Genomic DNA, 17,343 nt, shown 5'->3' on the forward strand with positions numbered 1-17,343 from the left:
GATGGCACCTATGCCAAAAATCAAACGGAGTGAACATCAATTCGATCCTGGAAAAGAAGAAGATGTGATCATCAAGGCAAGTCGCTTTCGCATCTACTTTCAAAATCGCTACATGTTGATCTCACTTACGAATGATATTTTGACGGGCTTGTTTTATATTTTCGGGAGTATCGTTTCATTAACTAGCTTACCTGCGATTTACGGAACGATCGCCTATTTGATCGGCGGTGTCTTTTTGACCATTCGCCCGCTGATTAAAATCGTTCGCCATGTCTATATCTATAATGATCGCAATCAAGAAGGCGAGAAAGAAAAAGATGTCACCATCACCGACGATGAACGTTGATGGGGCGACAACTAGAGAGGAGTTTCCTATGTTAAAAACATTTGATGGGATCGCACTGACACTATTGATCATCGGTGGGATCAATTGGCTGCTGGTCGGCGCCTTCGAGTTTGACCTTGTCGCAGCGATCACCGGCGGCAGCACGTCGATCATTGCCCGCGTCATTTATATTCTAGTTGGGATCAGCGCATTGTATAGCCTAAAATTCTTTCCAGCTATCGCCCGCCAACAAACACTCGACTAAATGAAAATAAAACCTGCATCTGCGGTGTGCTGACCCCAAAAAAGTTAGATTTTTGGTCTAACTTTTTGAGGTCGCATCTGTGGATGTAGTTTTTTTGTCTACAATCATTGAAAAAAAACACCAGTTGTACTACTCTTGTATTTAACCTACTATTTTCGAAAATATAAAAAGGACGTGACTCATGACCCCACCTACTAGACCCTCGCTGATACGTCGGATACTCGGTCGGATGCTTTTGCTATTGATTTTCTTATTTATTCTAGGTATTATTGGCGGAATCGTTGTTTTAAATAACCTCACCATCGCGGAAAATTGGTTTGGTCTGAATGAATACCAAGTCGTTGAAACCAGGCATCAGATCATTCGTTTGTTCCCCTACTTTTGGGTAGCAGGGATCCTGCTGGTCTTTTTGATCGGTCTGATCATCGGCCTCAAAAAACACAAAAAATCGCCATTTTACTGGTTATTCTCATTGCTCTTGCTGCCAGCGATTCTCTTTTGTATTGGCGTAGTTTCCACCTTTTTACCTGTAGACCGCCAACTCTTTCGAGAAGAAACCAGTGCCAAAGAAATTATGGCGGCGCTGCCAAATCAATCTTCATTCAAGGACAAAGAGCTGCAACTGGTCAGCTATAGTTTTCACATCCGCAATGTCCCGCTAAAAAGCGGCATTTATGCAGTTGCGCGAGTGATCAATCCAAACACAGGCCTACAAGACGAGTATTGGTATTACCCAGAAAATCTGTTGACCAAATGGAAAAAAGACGACGATACGATCGAGCTTTCGATGGAAGATACCATTGCCTTTGATGCCATCGACTGGGGCGTCATTCCCAAGATCATCAAGGATTCTGAGGCGCGAGCAGCTCAGCTAGATCACTATGTTCCTGGCGTCAGCATCGTCATTTTAAACGGCTTCCAAGGCGAATGGACTTGGACCGTTGGTTTAAATGGGATTCGTAATCGAACCGAGATCAATTATGTCTATGATCTCAAAGGAAATTATCAATCCGAATGGCAATAAAACAAGCGGCACCTATCCCTGTGAATAGGTGCCACTTTTGCTTTTATCGGTTTACTGATCCAAGTCTTTGACACACCGAAACCCTAAATTATTGGCTGCCGACATCCCAGAATTACCATTTCTAGCGGCAATTCGGTATCGTTTGCAATAGGATTCATGGCACAAAAATGAACCGCCGCGAGTCGCATACATTTGATCATCTTGTGTTTGATTCCTTATCCAAAAGGTTTGTCCCGTCTGTTGTTGAAACTGCGTCAACGGGATGCGGGCAGGATTGACGCACCATTCCCAGACGTTGCCGATCACTTGATACAGACCAAAGCCGTTGGGCTCATACCATTTCGCTGGCGCTGTATTGGCAAAGCCATCTGCTCGCGTGTTGCTTTTTGGAAACTCTCCTTGCCAAATATTGCAATGATAGGTATTTTCTGCCAAAAATTCCCTTCCCCAAGGATATTTTTCAAAACTTGTCCCGCCTTTTGCAGCGATCTCCCACTCTGCTTCTGTCGGGAGGCGTTTTTTTGCCCATTGGCAATAGGCGATCGCATCGTTGCGAGACACCTGAACCACTGGGTGATCCATCCGCTGGGCAATCGTTGAATCAGGTCCTTCAGGATGACGCCAATCTGCGCCGCTAACCGCGTACCACCAAGCCATATTCGGTACCTTTTGACTGCGGTGTTTCGTTTGCTCACTTAAAAAATAGTGAAAAACGAACGACCAGCCAAAGCGCTCGGCTTCTGTGACATATCCTGTTGCTTCCACAAAAACTTGGAAAGCTTGGTTCGTCACCGTCATGGCATCAATGGCAAATGCTGGGCTGTCGAGGCTGATTTGCGGTCCCTCAAGATCCTCGGCAAAGCCGTCCATCGTATTCGTGCCGATTCGATAAGTTCCTGCTGGAATCGTGGGCATCTGTTTGCCTCCTTTTTACAATAATTGATAGCCATTGTACAGATTGATCAGTAACACCAGCACGATCACACTTTGAAATACCAGTGTCACCCGCTGCGGTGACAGGACGTTGCTAGCCTTGGCGCCTAATAGTCCCCCCACGATCGCGGCTGGAATAACAAACCACAAAATTTGCAGATCATACGCACCAAAACCTGTCGAAAAAGCGATCGTCAAAATTTTTGCCAGCTGCGAGAAAAAAATCGTACAAATGGAATAAATCGTCGCCTCTTTGATCCGCATGGCAAACAGTAGCATCAATAAAGAAACATTGATGGGTCCGCCGCCGATCCCCAGCAAACTGGCTAGAAAACCGAGAATCAAACCGCAAGCTGCATACCAGCCGACTTTTTCCAACGCAAACCCGCGCCAGTTATATTTTGTATACAAAAAAGCAAACAATAGTGTCAGCACGGTCACAAGGATTTGGATCAGCTGAACCATCTTGTCGTCTCGAAAAACCAGCAATAGCTGTTCAAAGGCAACATTGCCTAAAACACCGCCTAACACAGCACCACCAGAAACCCACAAGGCAATCGACCAATTGATTTTCCGTCCACTGGCTAATTGTCTAGCTGTCGAAACGATAGACATCGTGAAGACAGCTGTCGCCGAGTAAAAAGAGATTGCAGCAACAGAATGGGCGCCGATAAAATCGAAAATCGGTTTGATCAGCACGCCGCCCCCCATGCCCGAAACTGCCCCTACGGTATTTGCTAAGACGATCACGAGAAAATAAATCAGTCCGATCATTGTCTCACCCCTTGCAAAAGCTCCAGTATCTCATTGATTCTAGGTGTGAAGTCTTTTAACAGCTCCTGATAACCGCAAAACCCCTCACTATCCACGTACATTGCATCTTTCATTCGTTTACAGCCTCCTCGGCACATTTTTTGGAAAGGACATTGCGTACACTTCGAAGGCATGTCTTTTTTCTGGCACAAAAACTGCTGCGAACAGTCTTGAGAAAACAATTCCCGTAACGTTTGCTCTTGGATATAGCCCATGCGAAACTCATCTAATACATAGAAGTCACAAGGATAGACACTGCCGTCGGCTTCGATCACATACTGCACTTGGCAGTTGCCTAGAATCCCGCAGGCAGTAACTTGCTGCCGCACCAATAGATTTAGTAAATCATCGAACAGCTTAATACTTAAGTAGCGCCCTTGTGTCAATTCCTGCAGCCAAAAAGCCAATAGCTGCTGATAAAAGTGCGCAAAGCTTCTTGGTGTCAAGGCATAGTTGTTGGTTGATGTGGCATCCAAATCAGCCAAACAAGGAATGAACTGCACAAAGGCAATCTGCTCTTCCTTGAGAAAATCAAACACACGCTGGGCTTCCTTTGCTAAGGGATTAGTCAACACGCACAAGACATTGTACTCAATCTGATAGGCGTCCAATAATCGCTTGGTCTGCAAAACCCGCGCAAAGGTCCCCCGCCCTTTGGCGTCTAATCGATGCCGATCGTGCGCAAGCGGATGCCCATCGATCGACAGCCCGACTAAAAAGCGATACTCTTTCAAAAAACGACACCATTTATCATTGATCACCATGCCGTTGGTCTGGATCGCATAGTGTACTGTCACTCGCTTTTTTTGCGCCGCAACATAAGCCGTTAGTTTTCTAAAATAACTCAGCCCTGCCATCGTCGGCTCTCCGCCTTGAAATGCCAACGTCAAATGATCGCCAGCTTCTAAGTCTGCATAGATGTTTGCAATCATCTTTTCCATTACATCCTCTTTCATTTTGCCAAAGGAACGCACTTCGCGCAAGGAACTGACGTTGGCATAAAAGCAATAGGTGCAGCGCAGATTGCAAAGAGAGGATGCTGGCTTGATCAATACGGAGATGTGTTTCATTTGTTGTTCCTCACTTCTTTATTTCTTTTGTGCGATTGTCTGCCTCTGACTATTGCTTAAACCTAAGCGCTGATACTCGCTTTCAGGAGCTTCAATCTGATTCATTACTTTAATCAATTTCTGAATCATTTCTTGTTCAATCAGTGGGTCATGAAACGGTGTTAACTGCTTTGGATCATTCTTTAAATCAAACAACAAGTGGCCTACCGAATAAGAATCGATATAGGTGGAAACTTCGACTTCTGTGTAAGGAAAATGATTTGTAAATCGATTGCCCTTTTTCAAGACCATGCTGTCTAAGACCTCTTTATTCAAAAAACCACGCAATGAAGCATAACTAAGCGTCTGCATGGTGATTGGTCCATTAGAAGGGTGAACCGATGCACGCATATACACATAACGACCATCGTAGATATTGACATGACCGCCGTTTGTACCAAAAATAATTTCTTGATGAAGCGGTTGCGAATGCTGTTTTTTCAACACAGGCAACAAAGATTTGCCATCCATATCTAAGGTGTTCTCAATTTCAAAATAATCCAATAAAGTTGCTGGAATATCGATGGTTTGACTCAATACTGGAGTATGGGTTCCCGATTCAGCTTGTGGGTAACTGATGAAAAAGGGCAGATGAATGATTTCTTCATACATCGGTGCTACGTTTTTTCCTAACCAGTCATGTTCCCCTAACAAAAAGCCATGGTCGGTATTCACAATGATCAAGGTATCCTCCCACATATTATTTTTTTCTATAAAGTCCAGCACTCGTCCTAAGTGATGGTCACACATACTGATCAACGCTGCGTATTCTTTTTGCAGCTCAATCAAATCCTGCTCGCCAACGTCTTCTGTTACACGACCATATTTTGGCCAAAAGTAAGGTGATTCATTTGGTGTCTCCTGGTACAATTTGCGATAGGTTTCTGGCACATAAAATGGTTCATGGGGGTCAAAACATTCGACTTGCAAAAACCATTGATCTTCATTTTTGTACTGTTCCAAAAAATCCAAACCGGCTTGGATCGTTTGAACCGTGGACAGGTCTTCTTCTACTGCTTGCCGTGTTCGATTCGCAAAATGCTGTTCCACAGAAATACCACTCTTATTTAACGGATTCAGCGGTGGATGATTCTCTGCCTGTTTTCTTGGAACCCATCGGTCGCCTTCTTGTCCTCTAAATCCTTCCCATGTGGAATAACGGTTATGATACGTGGCACCGCCATCTTCAAAGTAATGGGAATGGTCGGTTACCAAATGACAATAGACACCATTTTGCTGCAGCGTATCAAAAATTGACGAATCAAACGGTTCTAATTGTCCCCACGAACGATGCATAAAATTGTAACGACCTGTATGAATTTCTCTTCTCGCTGGCATACAAGGCATGCTGCCACCATAAAAGTTGTCAAACGTAATCGTTTTTTCTCTTAACCGTTCAAAATTTGGCGTGTTGATCCAATCGTTTCCGTAGTTTGATAAAAAATCTCTAGCCAGAGTATCAAACATCAGCATAATTGCTCGCATAGCATTCTTTCCTTCTTTCTTTTCTTTCCTTTTCTTGGTCGTTGCGACTACTTGACGATCGTTATCGCCCCTCGATTATCATCAGCGATCACATCTAAGTATGCGAAAGTATTCGTAACGACGATCGGCGTCACTAACGAGTATCCTGCCTCTTCAATTTCTTCTTTATCAAATGTAAGCAATACCTCTCCTTGCTTGACCTGATCCCCTTGCTTGACTTTTGTTTCAAAAAAACGACCATCTAAGTTCACTGTATCCATGCCGATGTGAATCAACACTTCCACGCCATCGTCCGACTTCAAGCCAATCGCATGCTTCGTTGGAAACAGTGTTTCAACTACTCCGTCAAAAGGTGCTCGAACCAGTCCTTCATCTGGTGAAACTGCTAAGCCTTTTCCTAATAGTCCATTTGCAAATGCTTGATCTTCTACTGCCGACAAAGGCAAAACGATGCCTGTTAATGGTAACGAAAAAGTGATTTCTTTCGCTGCTCTTTCTTCTGGGATCAAAGGCGAGGCTTCGTTATTACTAGCTGTTGCTTCTTGCCGATCCTCTTGCGGATCATACAAGAAAGTAATCGTTAAAATAAATGATAAGACGAATGCTACAGTGATTGCTAATACATACCCATAAAAGCCGCTTCCAATGCCTTCTGTCGGATCAATGTAGTTGGGTAAACTGAATATACCCATCCCACCTATAATAAAGGATTTTGTTCCCATTGCACCCATGATCAATCCGCCGATCGATGCTGAAATCAAGGTCGCAATAAATGGTTTTTTTCTAGGCAACGTGATACCGTACAAGGATGGCTCCGATACCCCAAACAGACTGGAAATAAATGCGGGAATCCCGATTGCCCGAATAGAATTATTTCTAGACTTAATAATAACTGCCAGCACAGCTCCTGCGGTCGCGAAAGGAGTCGCTTGTCCTAAGACCATCACTGGGTCGTAACCAAGAACACCAATATTGTTGATTGCGATCGGAATGATCCCCCAGTGAAGACCAAACATGACCAACACTTGCCAAACAGCACCAACTGCAATCCCTGCAATAATTGGGCTGAAGTTATAGATCGCCAACACAGCCGCACCCAACAAATTGCCGATCCATGTCGCGATCGGACCAATGACAATGAAAGTCAGCGGAACCATGATCAAGACAGTTAGAAACGGAACTAAGAAACTCCGTACAATACTAGGAATGATTTTTGTAATGCCTTTTTCTAATCTGGCACCAAAATAGGTAGCAATGACGATTGGAATAACACTGGAACTATAACTCATTAAAATGACTGGTATTCCTAAAAAAGTGACATAAACAGGCGATTCAAAAACGGTTCCTGCAAACAAGGTATACAACGGTTCGGCATTTGCCGTCAAGCCAGACAAGGCTGGATAAACAAGGGCAGCACCGATCGCCATACCGACAAATTGCTTTAAACCAAATTTTTTCGCTGCGGTATATCCTAAAAAGATTGGAAAGAAGTAGAAGAAACAATCACCTGCTGCTTGCAAAATCGCATAGGTTCCTGACGTATTCTCAATCCATCCCAAAGAAACAAATAGCGCATTTAATCCTTTGATCATTCCTGTGGCAGCTAGAAGACCCAATACAGGTGTAAAGATACTGGAGATCACATCGATAAAAGCATCCAGCGGTCCTTTCTTTTCTCCCGAAGGTGCCTCATCATTTCCTGCCAATCCTGCATGTTGAACAAATTCTTGGTACACCTCTGGCACATGATTGCCGATCACGACTTGGTATTGACCGCCGCTTTGAACGACTGTCACGATTCCTTTCGTCTTTTTCAGTGTTTCTGTGTCTGCTTGCTCCTCATGTTTTAAATCAAAACGCAGTCTTGTGATGCAGTGGGTCACCCCATTGATATTTTCTTTTCCGCCGACTCCTTTTAAAATTTCATCGACCAATTCTTGATATGCCATCGTTCTCATCCTTTCAATGTAAAAATAAAAAGCAAGACAAATAACTATTCCTTGATGGAATAATTATCAGTCTTGCCTGCATTATCAGTAACAACCTTTATTCGTTCTCTATTAATTTTTGAATGTGTAACGTTAAGTACAGCTTTTCATCATCGTTCAAGGGAACACCTAAATACTTTTCAATCAAAAGCATCGTCTTATACGCGTCTGCATACTGTCCGTTCACGTGTCCCAATAGCGGATTTGCTTTTACCACATCTGGTCGAGCCTTCAATCGCTGGAAAAAAAAGCGCAAATGGGTGATAAATCGATCGAATGCCAAAGAGTTTTCATCAATTTGTATCTTGTTAGAAAATCGAATAAGTGAAATAATATCGCGAATCTTTTTTGCAATCGATTGGACATCTTTTGGCTGATCAACCTCATCTGTTACTTGTGCATTGATCAAATGCATTGCTATATTTCCTGCTTCTTCTTCCTCAAAGACGACCCCTGTTTCTTGTCCGATCCGTTCCAATGCTTTTTTACCAACTTCAAATTCCTGCGGATAAAACTTCTTTAATTCCCATGATAATCGGTTCGTAACTGTGATTCCTTGTTCATGCAGTTTGAACAGATTATACAAATGATCGGTAAGTGATACATACAGCGTCTCGCTTAACTCCTGTTTTATTTCTGCTTTCGCAAGTGAGATAATATCATCCGCTAAAGACACATATTTTGTCGGAATGGATGACAATAAACTTAAAAATCGCTCGGAAACTTTGTTCTTATGAAGCACAAACACTTTTTCAATTTTTGATTCATCGGCGGTTTGTCCTGGTTTCATTTTGAAGCCAAGGCCGGTACCGATCCAGATAAAATCTTTGCCATCTTGTCCGACCAAAACTGCATTGTTGTTTAAGATTTTTTTGATCTTCAAGACGCTTCTCACCTCCTTAAAATGAAAAAAGGCGATACCTTAATACATGTGTAGGATCCATACACACGTAAAAAGGTATAGCCTGCATTATCAGTAACTACCCATTTGATTGCCTTTACTATACTATTTTTCCAGAAACGTTGCAAGCGTTTTATTGATTTTTCTTTTTTTCGCTTCGTTTTGAATAGACGCAGATCAGCCTTTCTCCAAACTGTTCACTGATCCAGCAAACGGCTTTGCCCTTCGATTTTTTGGATCTCCGTAATGTCTTGCGTGACTTCTAGACAACCTAAATAGATGCCTGCTTCGTTTTTTAATGCAAAATAGCGAATATAGATTTTACGGCCTCGCATATCGATCCAAAATTCAGCAGTCTCCCGTGTGCCCGCTCGAAAATCATCCAAAATCTGCTGCACGAGATGCATGCTTTTCGGTGGATGGCAGTTGACGACTTCACGGCCTAAAACCGAATTCGTTCGTGGAAAGACGCGACTCTTGCCTTCTGAATAAAAGCGCACCCGCTCTTCACTATCTACAAAGGTCAAGTCCACTGGCAACGTTTGAAAAATCGCCACCAATTGTTCAAATTGCAAATTACCAGTAGGCAATGAGATGGTCGGCTGTTCAGCAATTTGCGGCGAATTTTCCGTTTCTATGACTTGAAATTCATCGAATCCTAAACCGGCTGCGATGCCGGCGGTTGTTTCTTGGGCTTGTTTGATCGCCGCTTGCCTTGCGGGTTCTGCCGCCTGTTCCTTTTCAAGAGCTTCTTGGCTCGGTTTCCAAGGAAGCGGTTCTGGAATAAAGGCAAAGCCGATGTCTAAACTGTCAGCCGCAATTTGTTCCCAATCTTTAAGACTGAAGACATCCAGCGTCATTGGCACCATGATTTCTTCTTCTTTGAAAATCATCTCTTCGATTTCGTTTTTGACCGCTTCCCATTGGACAGCAATCGGATTATAGGCAGTTTTTTCGGAAGCCAAAAGCTCATTGAGCGCTTTGATCATGACCCGAATATTATCATCGACACCCCACATCACTTTTGGCGGTGCAGTGATGCCGTACTTCTCCATGTAAGAAAAAATCAACGTTTCTTTTCGCGCATAATGTTTGTCGATCTGCATTAAATCATTGCAGGCAGCTTTTAGACGCTTTTTAGGCGTCCAATCACCGGTTTTTATTTTAGCTAAGAGGCTATCGATCTCATCGGTCAACAAGGATTGCAGGACTTGGTTCTCCAATTTCAGAGTATGCACAGGATGGCCTGGTTGCCCATATTCTTCATTGGAGTGATGGATCTCATTGATCGATCCTTTAAAAACAGCAGCATGAATATTGCACAAACGCTGAATCTCAGAAGGGTCCAACCCCGTTTGGATCAAAGCTTTTTCAGCAGCAGTGATCTCCGTCACATCCACACCATCAAATTCTTCGTTAAACAAGCGTTTAGCTTCTTCAAAGGAACCGCCTTGGTGAAGCAAACTCAGTATTTCGACGATCCGTTCTTGTCTTTGACTGTTAGTTTTCATTTCGTCGCTCCTTTCACAAGAAACCCTTGTTTTTCGAAAGCGAGACAAACCCTTTCCAAGGGGATCTTCTTCATCTGAGCCCCTTTGGGAATCGTCATGTAACGTCCAGCAGTTTGTAGCATCCCTGGTTGATTGATCGCCGTAAACCCTATTTTACTCATGATTTCTTGTATTTCAGGGTATTGTGCCACAAGTTCATAGAGCGTTTTTGACAGATCGATTTCTTTCATAGTAAGGTCTTCCTTTCAGTGAGAATGATTCTCAATAAGATATCCTTAGTATAAATCATTTTGTTCAAAAATACACGAACTGCCGCAAACATTTATCAATCGATCATTCTTTTCTAAGATTGTCGGTAACGGCACACCACTTTTTCCAACCAATCGATACTGGCAAAAAGCAGATAGCCCATCAAAGCAATCAGGAGGATACCCGAAAGCATTTGTGGGTAGTCCATTTTTGACCACGCACTTAAGATCAGATAGCCGACACCATACGTCGTGTTATAGTTTTCGGCAAAAAAGAGGGAAGCCAACGCGATCCCGATACTGACCCGCACACTGGCAAAAAGTGCTGGCATGAGCGCGGGCAAAATAACGAAGCGCAAGACATGGTGCCATTGGTTGGTATAATTTTTCATGACCTGAAAATACGCTGGTGGGATCTTCGTGACTGCATCACGAATCGAGACGATCACTTGAATGACGATCACCGCAAAAATCAAGAGAATTTTTGAGAGATTGCCTAAGCCAAAGAAAATCATAAAGACAGGTAAAAACGCAACTTTAGGAATCGGATATAAAAAGTAAAGCAGTGGACCAAGCAGCCGATCCACTCTTTGGGATCGCCCAATCAAGATTCCTAACGGCACCCCGACTAGCAACGCCCCACTCAACGCCGCAAATACCCGCAGCAAACTGGCACCTGTGTGGATCAGTAAGACTTCTCGCAGTGCCCAAAAACGTTCGGCCGTTTCTAAAGGATTAGGCAGTGAGCGATTGTTGGTCACCCAGCTTACGCCCCACCAAACCACGACAAACGAACAGAAGCCCCAAGCAAAAGATTTGATGGGTTTCATTGCCTCGCCTCCCTCATTTGTTCTTTCAACTGCAAGACGACTTCATAAAAAGCCAACGAGTCTCGTTCCAGCTGGCTGCCGTAAAATGGATTACTGATCGGCGTAACGTCCTGATCTTTTAGCAACAAAATCGTCTGCCCCAAAAACACTGCCTCTTCTGGATCGTGGGTCACCACGATTAAGCTGTTTTGTCTGCGCTGCTGTTGAGCAGCGATCATGGCTTGTGCGTTTGCTTTGGTTTCTTGGTCCAGTGAAGCAGTCGGCTCATCCAATAATAAAACATCGGGCTGTGTGATCAGTCCCCGCCCCATGGCAGCCCGCTGTTTTTGACCGCCGCTAAGCTGATGTGGATAGCGGTCCTGCACCTGCGTCAATCCCAACTCCGCCAAACAGCTTGTGACCCGTTTTTTACGGCTCTCACTGGGTGTTTGATTGATAAGCAGCGGCATTTCCAGTACTTGGTAAACTGTTTGCCAAGGAAACAAATGCAGTTCTTGGAAAACGACCTCGATGTTGTCAGGGGAACAGCCTTGGTAAGTGATCGTGCCTGATTGCGGTCGCTGCAACCCTTTGATCAAGGATAAAAGCGTGCTTTTGCCAATCCCCGATTCTCCCAGCAGCACATAGGTCGTTCCTTGTTCAAAACAAAACGAAAGATCCTTAAAAATGACGGTTTCCCCATACGTAAAGGAAACGGAATCGAATCGAATACTCATAAGAGAATAAACTTCTTTCTTCAAATTATTTGTGTTGGTTTTCACATTTTATGCTATACTATTTTTTGCGTGATTGACAAGAAAGGATGGTTTATGATGTTTCAGACCCTCGTATTTCATGAAATACGTCCCGAAGCAGAACTTTATGATCAGGTGCGCCCGATCAAAGTCGCAGACGGCTATCAAGATGCCTTGCCTCTGCCCTTATTCAATAGCACTTCTCATTTTAAACAACAAATCGACTTTTTGAAAGCAGAAAATTACCATACGTTGACCCTTGCAGAAGTCAAAGATTTTTATTTCCGGCAGCAGCCGCTACCAGAAAAATCCGTGTTGCTGACCTTTGACGACTGTTATCAATCAATGAAAGAATATGCCTACCCACTGTTGAAGGAAGCTGGTTTCAAGGCCACTGCCTTTGTCGTGACCGGCTGGCTTTTTGATGCCCCTCAGCCTTACGAACCAGAAGTTTCGCGGACATTGAGCAGTGCCGAATTAGCCGAAATGAGCGATGTCTTCGAATATGCCAATCATACCGCTCATTTTCACGAACGCAAGAACCAGCAAGGGCGGTCAATGTGGGAAACACCGGCAGCCTTTGCGCAAGACTTACGAAGCTGCAATCAGCACGTGGCCATCAAGGATGTTTTTGCCTATCCCTTTGGCTTTTATGATCAGCAGACGATCGCAACACTAGAAAAGGAAGGCTTTGTTCTGGCATTTACAACCAAACCTGGCATCAATACGACAAAAACCAAGCCAATGGAACTCCATCGGGCTGTCCTCCCGTTCTCACTACCAATGGCTGCTTTTGAACAACGATTTAGAAACGAGGAAATGAACCAATGAAAAAAACGATTTTAGCAAGTATCCTAGCACTATTCGCTGTCGGCGCTGCCGCCTGCGGCAACACTGGCGAAACAGCAAGTACCAGCAATTCCAGCACTAGCAGTACAGAAGCTGCGGTCACGGATCAAACATTGACGATCGGGGTGTTACCAGCAGAATCAGCGATTCCGATCATTCTAGCAAAAGAAGAAGGCTTTTTCGAAAAGCAAGGATTGACTGTGGAACTCAAATCCTTCACTTCCCCAAATGACCGCAATGTGGCAGTGCAGGCAGGCGAGCTGGATGGTACGATCAGCGATGTCATGACAGAAGCGACCTTCAAGCAAAACGGCATCGATATGACGATCACTTCTGATATTTTGGAAAACTTCAAGATTCTCGCTTCACCGAATTCAGGGATTACTGAGATGAAAGGGTTAGCGGATAAAAAAATCACCCTTGTACCGAATTTCATTTTAGAATACATCATGGATCAATTTGCACAAGAAAATGATTTTACTTATGACATCGTGGATATCGCTTCTTTTTCTGCCCGTTCCGAAGCATTGCTCAATGACCAAGTCGATGGCGCTGTTTATACGGAACCGCAAGCCAGCATGTTGGCTGCCCAAGGGGCGATTGTTTTAGGCAGCTCTAAAGATGCTGGCATCAAAGGCGGGACGCTGCAATTTATGGACGAAGTCATCCAAAATCGACCGCAAGACCTAAAAGCATTCTACAGTGCTTACAACGAAGCCATCGATTACATGAATGCTCATTCAGCAAAAGACTATGCCGACATCTTGGCAGACTATCAATTCCCAGATGCTATGAGTACTTACTTAGACAGCCAGGAAGACTATCCTTATGCCCAAGCTGTACCGCAAGAGCAATACGACGCGATCATTGCTTGGACGAAAGACAAAGGTCAAATCGACCAAGCGTATTCTTACAACGAGTTGACCAATTTCGATTTTTTACCCGCTGACGAATAAGAAACAACAAAAAAGACGCATTTGCGTCTTTTTTTGTCTTTTCACTTCTTTTTGACACTCTTTTTTGCTCGTGGCAAGAAATTCAGGTATACTTTTGACAAATCAGCTGCCATGAAAGGATTTGATTTAATGCCAACGATCGCTGTTTATGCCGACCAGAAAGAAGATACTTGGGAAGCACACTTGACTCACCAGTTAAAAATAAATGAAGAAAGGACCCAGGCTCATCAAACATTCCATAACGAACCTTTAACGATCGACGAATACTTCTTTACAGAAGATCCTGCCCCTTTTCATACGAATCAAGCCGTCAAGCAGCAATTAGCAAGCAATGGCCGCAGCTGTCTGCCACTCGTTTATGTCGACGATCAGCTATTTTGCCAAGGTCGCTTGCCAACGATCCGTGAATGGGAACAATTGACGAAATCTGGGATCACTGTGCAATTTGATGAGTAGCAGCCACTGTTTTCTTTGCCAGACAAAACAACGCACCACGTGCCAATCATAAGCGTTTAGTTCTCCCCCTTCGCAGCAACTGCGTCGGTAACGCCTTTTTCTTCTTCCGTTAAACTTCGTTCGCTGATTTTAAAGAATGGATAGTAGATCGCCACACTAATCAGTAAGGAAGCCATACTCCAAAGAACAGCAGGGATATTGCCGCCGGTTGCAAGGTAAGTATTGATAAAGGGCGGTGTGGTCCACGGTGGATTGAACATGATTCGCCCAATGACATTGATGACCGACAAGAAATACGTTCCGACACATAATACAAGGGGTGTCAGGATGAAAGGAATCATCATAATAGGGTTCATCACGATCGGAAACCCAAAAATGATTGGCTCATTGATACAAAAAATAGCAGAGGGCAAAGCCATCTTCCCTAGGGAACGATAGGCTTTTTTCTTTGAAACTAACATGTTGATGATCAGCCCCAGTGTTGAACCAGTGCCTCCATAGCACAAAAACATGATATAAAACCCGCCTGCAAAAATGTTCGGTAACGGTTCGCCTGCAGTGTAGGCATCGGTATTGGCTGCTAATAAAGCTAGAAAAATCGGATCGCCGATACTCCCCATCACATTGCTGCCATGAATCCCTAAACACCAAAGCAACAAAATCAAAAAGGTATACAACAGCATCCCAGGCAATGTGTTTAGACCAACTGCCAGCGGTGAAAAGATGGCTTGCACGAATTGATTGACATTAAATTCCAACAAGACCCGAATCACCCAGGCACCAGTGATGATGGCAGCTCCGGGAAGCAAGACCGAAAAACTCTTGGCAACTGCGGGCGGCACTTCTGCTGGCATCCGAATCACTAAGCGGTGCTTGAGAAAAAAGCGATGGATCACTACTGTCGCAATCGCTGTGACGATTCCTGTAAACAGACCAGATGCCCCCAAAGAAGCTGGATCGATCGTCCATTCTTCCCCCGCCTGCAGCAGCAAAAACGCGCAGACTGCCAACACGACAGAACCGATCCGATCGATCTCATACGAAGCCGCCAAATAGTAGGCGATCCCGATACAAGCGGCCAGTCCCAAAATCCCAAATGTAAAATTGCTGGCGGCGCCTAGTTTGAAGCCAAACTCCCCAACAAAATCGGTCCATCCGGGAAAAGGCAGATTGGCTAAAATCAAAAAGAGACTGCCGATAATCGTCAGCGGCATCGTAACGGCGACTCCGTTGCGCACGGCGACTAAAAACCGATTTTCACTGATCTTAACCAATTTTGGTGCAAAATTTTCCTGAAACCCTTCAATCAACCGATTCATCCTGTCTCCTCCTACTAAACATCTCGATTTTTTAATAAGAGTAGCATAAAAAACGCTTTCTGCATTTTTAAAACACTCGACGCCTTCCCGATTCCAAGAATACTGCTGGCTAACTGTTTCTTTGCCAAATGGGTAAAGCCCCTGCCAAATCACGTTCCTTCGACCAAGCGATGGCACCTGACAGCAAAAAGAAACTAATGACCGTCCCTTCCCTCACCGCTAGCGGTAAGCCCAAACTGATCGCTAGCAAGAGTGCCCCCGAAATACAGACTGCATCAACGCCATAACGGTACTGCTTAAATGTCCAACGACTGCGTTGCGCCAGCAAATGACACCAGTGCTCGATTGGAAATTTCAAGACCTGCAACCGTAGGACTTGTCCCGTCGCCGTTCCAGAAATCAAGATCCCACCGATCAAAGCAGCTAGTTGGCTCCAATAATTCGTCAAGTGCAGCGATGCCAAGAAGTAGTAAACAAAGCCATTGATCAAATAGCCGAAAGCCAGCAAAGCGAAAAACATAATCAAGTACTCACTGCCTTTTTGTTTGAGGGACGTCTGCCGCCGATCCAATAGCCAACAGGCAGCTAAAAAGCCCAAGTTGATGGCTGTTGTGATGGTGCCGACTTTGATTCCTGACATCGTTGCCAGCGTAACATTCAAGGCATTAAAACTACTGACCCCAACGCTGGCTTTAATGGTCAAGCTGATCCCGAATGCACTCAGCCCATAAAAAATCCCTGATCCTATCCATTGCTTTTTATTCATTTTTTCTCCCACACTTTCGTTTTTGCTTTTCTAAGTATGTGCTATACTGACTAAAAACAAATAGGAGATTTCTCCTAGTTTGGAGGAAAAAAGTGAAAAAAACCGCTTATGCCTTGGCAATAAAGCAGGTACCAATCAAAGAAAGCTGCCCCTTGCCGATTCCTGAGGAGATTTTACAACAAAGTGCCCTCTGGACCTTTGATCATCGAGAAGCGATCCAAAAAGAAACGGTGCCGATGTCGGTCTTTTTCGTCCTATTGACTGGCAAAGCCAAGATCATTCAAACGCAAGAAAACGGCAAACGTGCCTTGCTGCAGTTTCTCCATCCTGGTGATTGCATTGGCGATCTCACGTTGATTGGCGCCGAAACAGTACCGAAAACCGTGGTTGCGATCGGTGAAACAACATGTCTGGGCATTCCGATGCAAGCAGCAGCTCACGGGCTCATGCAAGACCTGGCTTTCGTACAAACACTAGGCAAAACTATCGGTGAAAAATTGCTGCTGCGTATGGATCATTTTTCCGTCAATCAAACCTATCCCTTAGCTTGGCGCCTTGCTCATCTACTGTTGGAAGCTTCGATCGATGATCTTTTTCAAGAAAAATTGACGGAGACCGCAGAATACTTAGGCGTGAGCTATCGCCATTTGACGTATACCTTAAAAGATTTCAAAACGCAAAAACTAGTCACAAAAACTGAAGACGGCTATCGGATCGATGCGCCTGCGCTGCAGACCTTTATCCAAAACCAACAAAAGCAGTAACAAGCAAATAACGACAGCAAAATAGTTGGTATGATACACCCCCTAAAAGCCAGAGAAAAAGCTGACT

Annotated in this window: 19 protein-coding genes; 7 read left to right on the top strand and 12 right to left on the bottom strand. The window is 44.2% G+C overall.

Going from position 1 to position 17,343, the window contains the following annotated elements:
- Window position 1: 1 nt before the first annotated feature.
- The 3 genes from IGI86_RS11455 (at window position 2) to IGI86_RS11465 (ending at window position 1,614) form a co-directional block, all read left to right on the top strand.
- The gene (locus IGI86_RS11455) at window positions 2-346 is read left to right on the top strand and encodes a YrhK family protein (protein WP_005234707.1); all 345 of its coding nucleotides are present in this window, start codon (window positions 2-4) and stop codon (window positions 344-346) included.
- A gap of 28 nt (window positions 347-374) precedes the next feature.
- Window positions 375-590, top strand: a complete 216-nt coding sequence (locus IGI86_RS11460; protein ID WP_008379021.1) for a DUF378 domain-containing protein — start codon at window positions 375-377, stop codon at window positions 588-590.
- Window positions 591-771: 181 nt separating this feature from the next.
- Window positions 772-1,614, top strand: a complete 843-nt coding sequence (locus IGI86_RS11465; protein ID WP_430617305.1) for a hypothetical protein — start codon at window positions 772-774, stop codon at window positions 1,612-1,614.
- Window positions 1,615-1,665: 51 nt separating this feature from the next.
- On the opposite strand, the gene IGI86_RS11470 is transcribed toward IGI86_RS11465, so the two are convergent.
- The 10 genes from IGI86_RS11470 to IGI86_RS11515 form a co-directional block, all read right to left on the bottom strand.
- On the bottom strand, window positions 1,666-2,529 hold the full coding sequence (locus IGI86_RS11470; RefSeq protein ID WP_420694266.1) for a formylglycine-generating enzyme family protein: 864 nt from the start codon (window positions 2,527-2,529) through the stop codon (window positions 1,666-1,668).
- A gap of 15 nt (window positions 2,530-2,544) precedes the next feature.
- Window positions 2,545-3,321, bottom strand: coding sequence for a sulfite exporter TauE/SafE family protein (locus tag IGI86_RS11475; protein ID WP_016621059.1), 777 nt, complete (start codon window positions 3,319-3,321; stop codon window positions 2,545-2,547).
- Window positions 3,318-4,430: a radical SAM/SPASM domain-containing protein gene (locus IGI86_RS11480; protein WP_086373185.1), complete on the bottom strand. Its 1,113-nt coding sequence runs from the start codon at window positions 4,428-4,430 to the stop codon at window positions 3,318-3,320. The genes IGI86_RS11475 and IGI86_RS11480 overlap by 4 nt, the downstream gene beginning before the upstream one ends.
- Before the next feature lie 18 nt (window positions 4,431-4,448).
- Window positions 4,449-5,954 carry a sulfatase-like hydrolase/transferase gene (locus IGI86_RS11485; RefSeq protein ID WP_016613611.1) on the bottom strand — a complete coding sequence of 502 codons (1,506 nt, stop codon included), beginning with the start codon at window positions 5,952-5,954 and terminating at the stop codon, window positions 4,449-4,451.
- A 47-nt stretch (window positions 5,955-6,001) separates the two neighbouring features.
- Window positions 6,002-7,903 (bottom strand): beta-glucoside-specific PTS transporter subunit IIABC, encoded by a 1,902-nt coding sequence (locus tag IGI86_RS11490; protein WP_034872328.1) that lies wholly within the window; start codon window positions 7,901-7,903, stop codon window positions 6,002-6,004.
- Between the two features lie 97 nt (window positions 7,904-8,000).
- Window positions 8,001-8,825 (bottom strand): PRD domain-containing protein, encoded by an 825-nt coding sequence (locus IGI86_RS11495; protein ID WP_430617306.1) that lies wholly within the window; start codon window positions 8,823-8,825, stop codon window positions 8,001-8,003.
- Window positions 8,826-9,040: 215 nt separating this feature from the next.
- On the bottom strand, window positions 9,041-10,354 hold the full coding sequence (locus IGI86_RS11500) for a DUF438 domain-containing protein (protein WP_016613614.1): 1,314 nt from the start codon (window positions 10,352-10,354) through the stop codon (window positions 9,041-9,043).
- Window positions 10,351-10,584: a DUF1858 domain-containing protein gene (locus IGI86_RS11505; RefSeq protein WP_008379040.1), complete on the bottom strand. Its 234-nt coding sequence runs from the start codon at window positions 10,582-10,584 to the stop codon at window positions 10,351-10,353. Before IGI86_RS11505 ends, IGI86_RS11500 begins: the two co-directional genes overlap by 4 nt.
- Window positions 10,585-10,697: 113 nt before the next feature.
- Window positions 10,698-11,432, bottom strand: a complete 735-nt coding sequence (locus IGI86_RS11510) for an ABC transporter permease (protein WP_008379042.1) — start codon at window positions 11,430-11,432, stop codon at window positions 10,698-10,700.
- The gene (locus IGI86_RS11515) at window positions 11,429-12,148 is read right to left on the bottom strand and encodes an ABC transporter ATP-binding protein (RefSeq protein ID WP_034872330.1); all 720 of its coding nucleotides are present in this window, start codon (window positions 12,146-12,148) and stop codon (window positions 11,429-11,431) included. The genes IGI86_RS11510 and IGI86_RS11515 overlap by 4 nt, the downstream gene beginning before the upstream one ends.
- Window positions 12,149-12,244: 96 nt before the next feature.
- Between IGI86_RS11515 and IGI86_RS11520 the strand changes: the two genes are divergently transcribed.
- Genes IGI86_RS11520 through IGI86_RS11530 form a run of 3 tightly spaced genes read left to right on the top strand, consistent with a single transcriptional unit; the run spans window position 12,245 to window position 14,427 of the window.
- The gene (locus tag IGI86_RS11520) at window positions 12,245-12,997 is read left to right on the top strand and encodes a polysaccharide deacetylase family protein (RefSeq protein ID WP_176462045.1); all 753 of its coding nucleotides are present in this window, start codon (window positions 12,245-12,247) and stop codon (window positions 12,995-12,997) included.
- Window positions 12,994-13,971 (top strand): ABC transporter substrate-binding protein, encoded by a 978-nt coding sequence (locus IGI86_RS11525; RefSeq protein WP_429967282.1) that lies wholly within the window; start codon window positions 12,994-12,996, stop codon window positions 13,969-13,971. Before IGI86_RS11520 ends, IGI86_RS11525 begins: the two co-directional genes overlap by 4 nt.
- A 51-nt stretch (window positions 13,972-14,022) precedes the next feature.
- The gene (locus IGI86_RS11530; protein WP_086317419.1) at window positions 14,023-14,427 is read left to right on the top strand and encodes an arsenic metallochaperone ArsD family protein; all 405 of its coding nucleotides are present in this window, start codon (window positions 14,023-14,025) and stop codon (window positions 14,425-14,427) included.
- Window positions 14,428-14,483: 56 nt separating this feature from the next.
- Here the strand turns inward: IGI86_RS11530 and IGI86_RS11535 are convergent, their stop codons facing one another.
- Window positions 14,484-15,746: a PTS sugar transporter subunit IIC gene (locus IGI86_RS11535; protein WP_430617307.1), complete on the bottom strand. Its 1,263-nt coding sequence runs from the start codon at window positions 15,744-15,746 to the stop codon at window positions 14,484-14,486.
- Window positions 15,747-15,855: 109 nt separating this feature from the next.
- Window positions 15,856-16,512, bottom strand: coding sequence for a YczE/YyaS/YitT family protein (locus IGI86_RS11540; protein WP_086316407.1), 657 nt, complete (start codon window positions 16,510-16,512; stop codon window positions 15,856-15,858).
- Window positions 16,513-16,604: 92 nt separating this feature from the next.
- Between IGI86_RS11540 and IGI86_RS11545 the strand changes: the two genes are divergently transcribed.
- Window positions 16,605-17,276 carry a cyclic nucleotide-binding domain-containing protein gene (locus IGI86_RS11545; protein ID WP_151195787.1) on the top strand — a complete coding sequence of 224 codons (672 nt, stop codon included), beginning with the start codon at window positions 16,605-16,607 and terminating at the stop codon, window positions 17,274-17,276.
- Window positions 17,277-17,343 lie beyond the last annotated feature (67 nt).

Source organism: Enterococcus sp. AZ188 (assembly GCF_050544075.1).
GTDB classification, from domain to species: domain Bacteria; phylum Bacillota; class Bacilli; order Lactobacillales; family Enterococcaceae; genus Enterococcus_D; species Enterococcus_D entomosocium.

Bases quoted from the DNA above. Each gene is read 5' to 3' on its own strand.
- IGI86_RS11455 (WP_005234707.1), top strand. From the start codon at position 2: ATGGCACCTATGCCAAAAATCAAACGGAGTGAACATCAATTCGATCCT.
- IGI86_RS11460 (WP_008379021.1), top strand. From the start codon at position 375: ATGTTAAAAACATTTGATGGGATCGCACTGACACTATTGATCATCGGT.
- IGI86_RS11465 (WP_430617305.1), top strand. From the start codon at position 772: ATGACCCCACCTACTAGACCCTCGCTGATACGTCGGATACTCGGTCGG.
- IGI86_RS11470 (WP_420694266.1), bottom strand. From the start codon at position 2,529: ATGCCCACGATTCCAGCAGGAACTTATCGAATCGGCACGAATACGATG.
- IGI86_RS11475 (WP_016621059.1), bottom strand. From the start codon at position 3,321: ATGATCGGACTGATTTATTTTCTCGTGATCGTCTTAGCAAATACCGTA.
- IGI86_RS11480 (WP_086373185.1), bottom strand. From the start codon at position 4,430: ATGAAACACATCTCCGTATTGATCAAGCCAGCATCCTCTCTTTGCAAT.
- IGI86_RS11485 (WP_016613611.1), bottom strand. From the start codon at position 5,954: ATGCGAGCAATTATGCTGATGTTTGATACTCTGGCTAGAGATTTTTTA.
- IGI86_RS11490 (WP_034872328.1), bottom strand. From the start codon at position 7,903: ATGGCATATCAAGAATTGGTCGATGAAATTTTAAAAGGAGTCGGCGGA.
- IGI86_RS11500 (WP_016613614.1), bottom strand. From the start codon at position 10,354: ATGAAAACTAACAGTCAAAGACAAGAACGGATCGTCGAAATACTGAGT.
- IGI86_RS11505 (WP_008379040.1), bottom strand. From the start codon at position 10,584: ATGAAAGAAATCGATCTGTCAAAAACGCTCTATGAACTTGTGGCACAA.
- IGI86_RS11510 (WP_008379042.1), bottom strand. From the start codon at position 11,432: ATGAAACCCATCAAATCTTTTGCTTGGGGCTTCTGTTCGTTTGTCGTG.
- IGI86_RS11515 (WP_034872330.1), bottom strand. From the start codon at position 12,148: ATGAGTATTCGATTCGATTCCGTTTCCTTTACGTATGGGGAAACCGTC.
- IGI86_RS11520 (WP_176462045.1), top strand. From the start codon at position 12,245: ATGTTTCAGACCCTCGTATTTCATGAAATACGTCCCGAAGCAGAACTT.
- IGI86_RS11525 (WP_429967282.1), top strand. From the start codon at position 12,994: ATGAAAAAAACGATTTTAGCAAGTATCCTAGCACTATTCGCTGTCGGC.
- IGI86_RS11535 (WP_430617307.1), bottom strand. From the start codon at position 15,746: ATGAATCGGTTGATTGAAGGGTTTCAGGAAAATTTTGCACCAAAATTG.
- IGI86_RS11540 (WP_086316407.1), bottom strand. From the start codon at position 16,512: ATGAATAAAAAGCAATGGATAGGATCAGGGATTTTTTATGGGCTGAGT.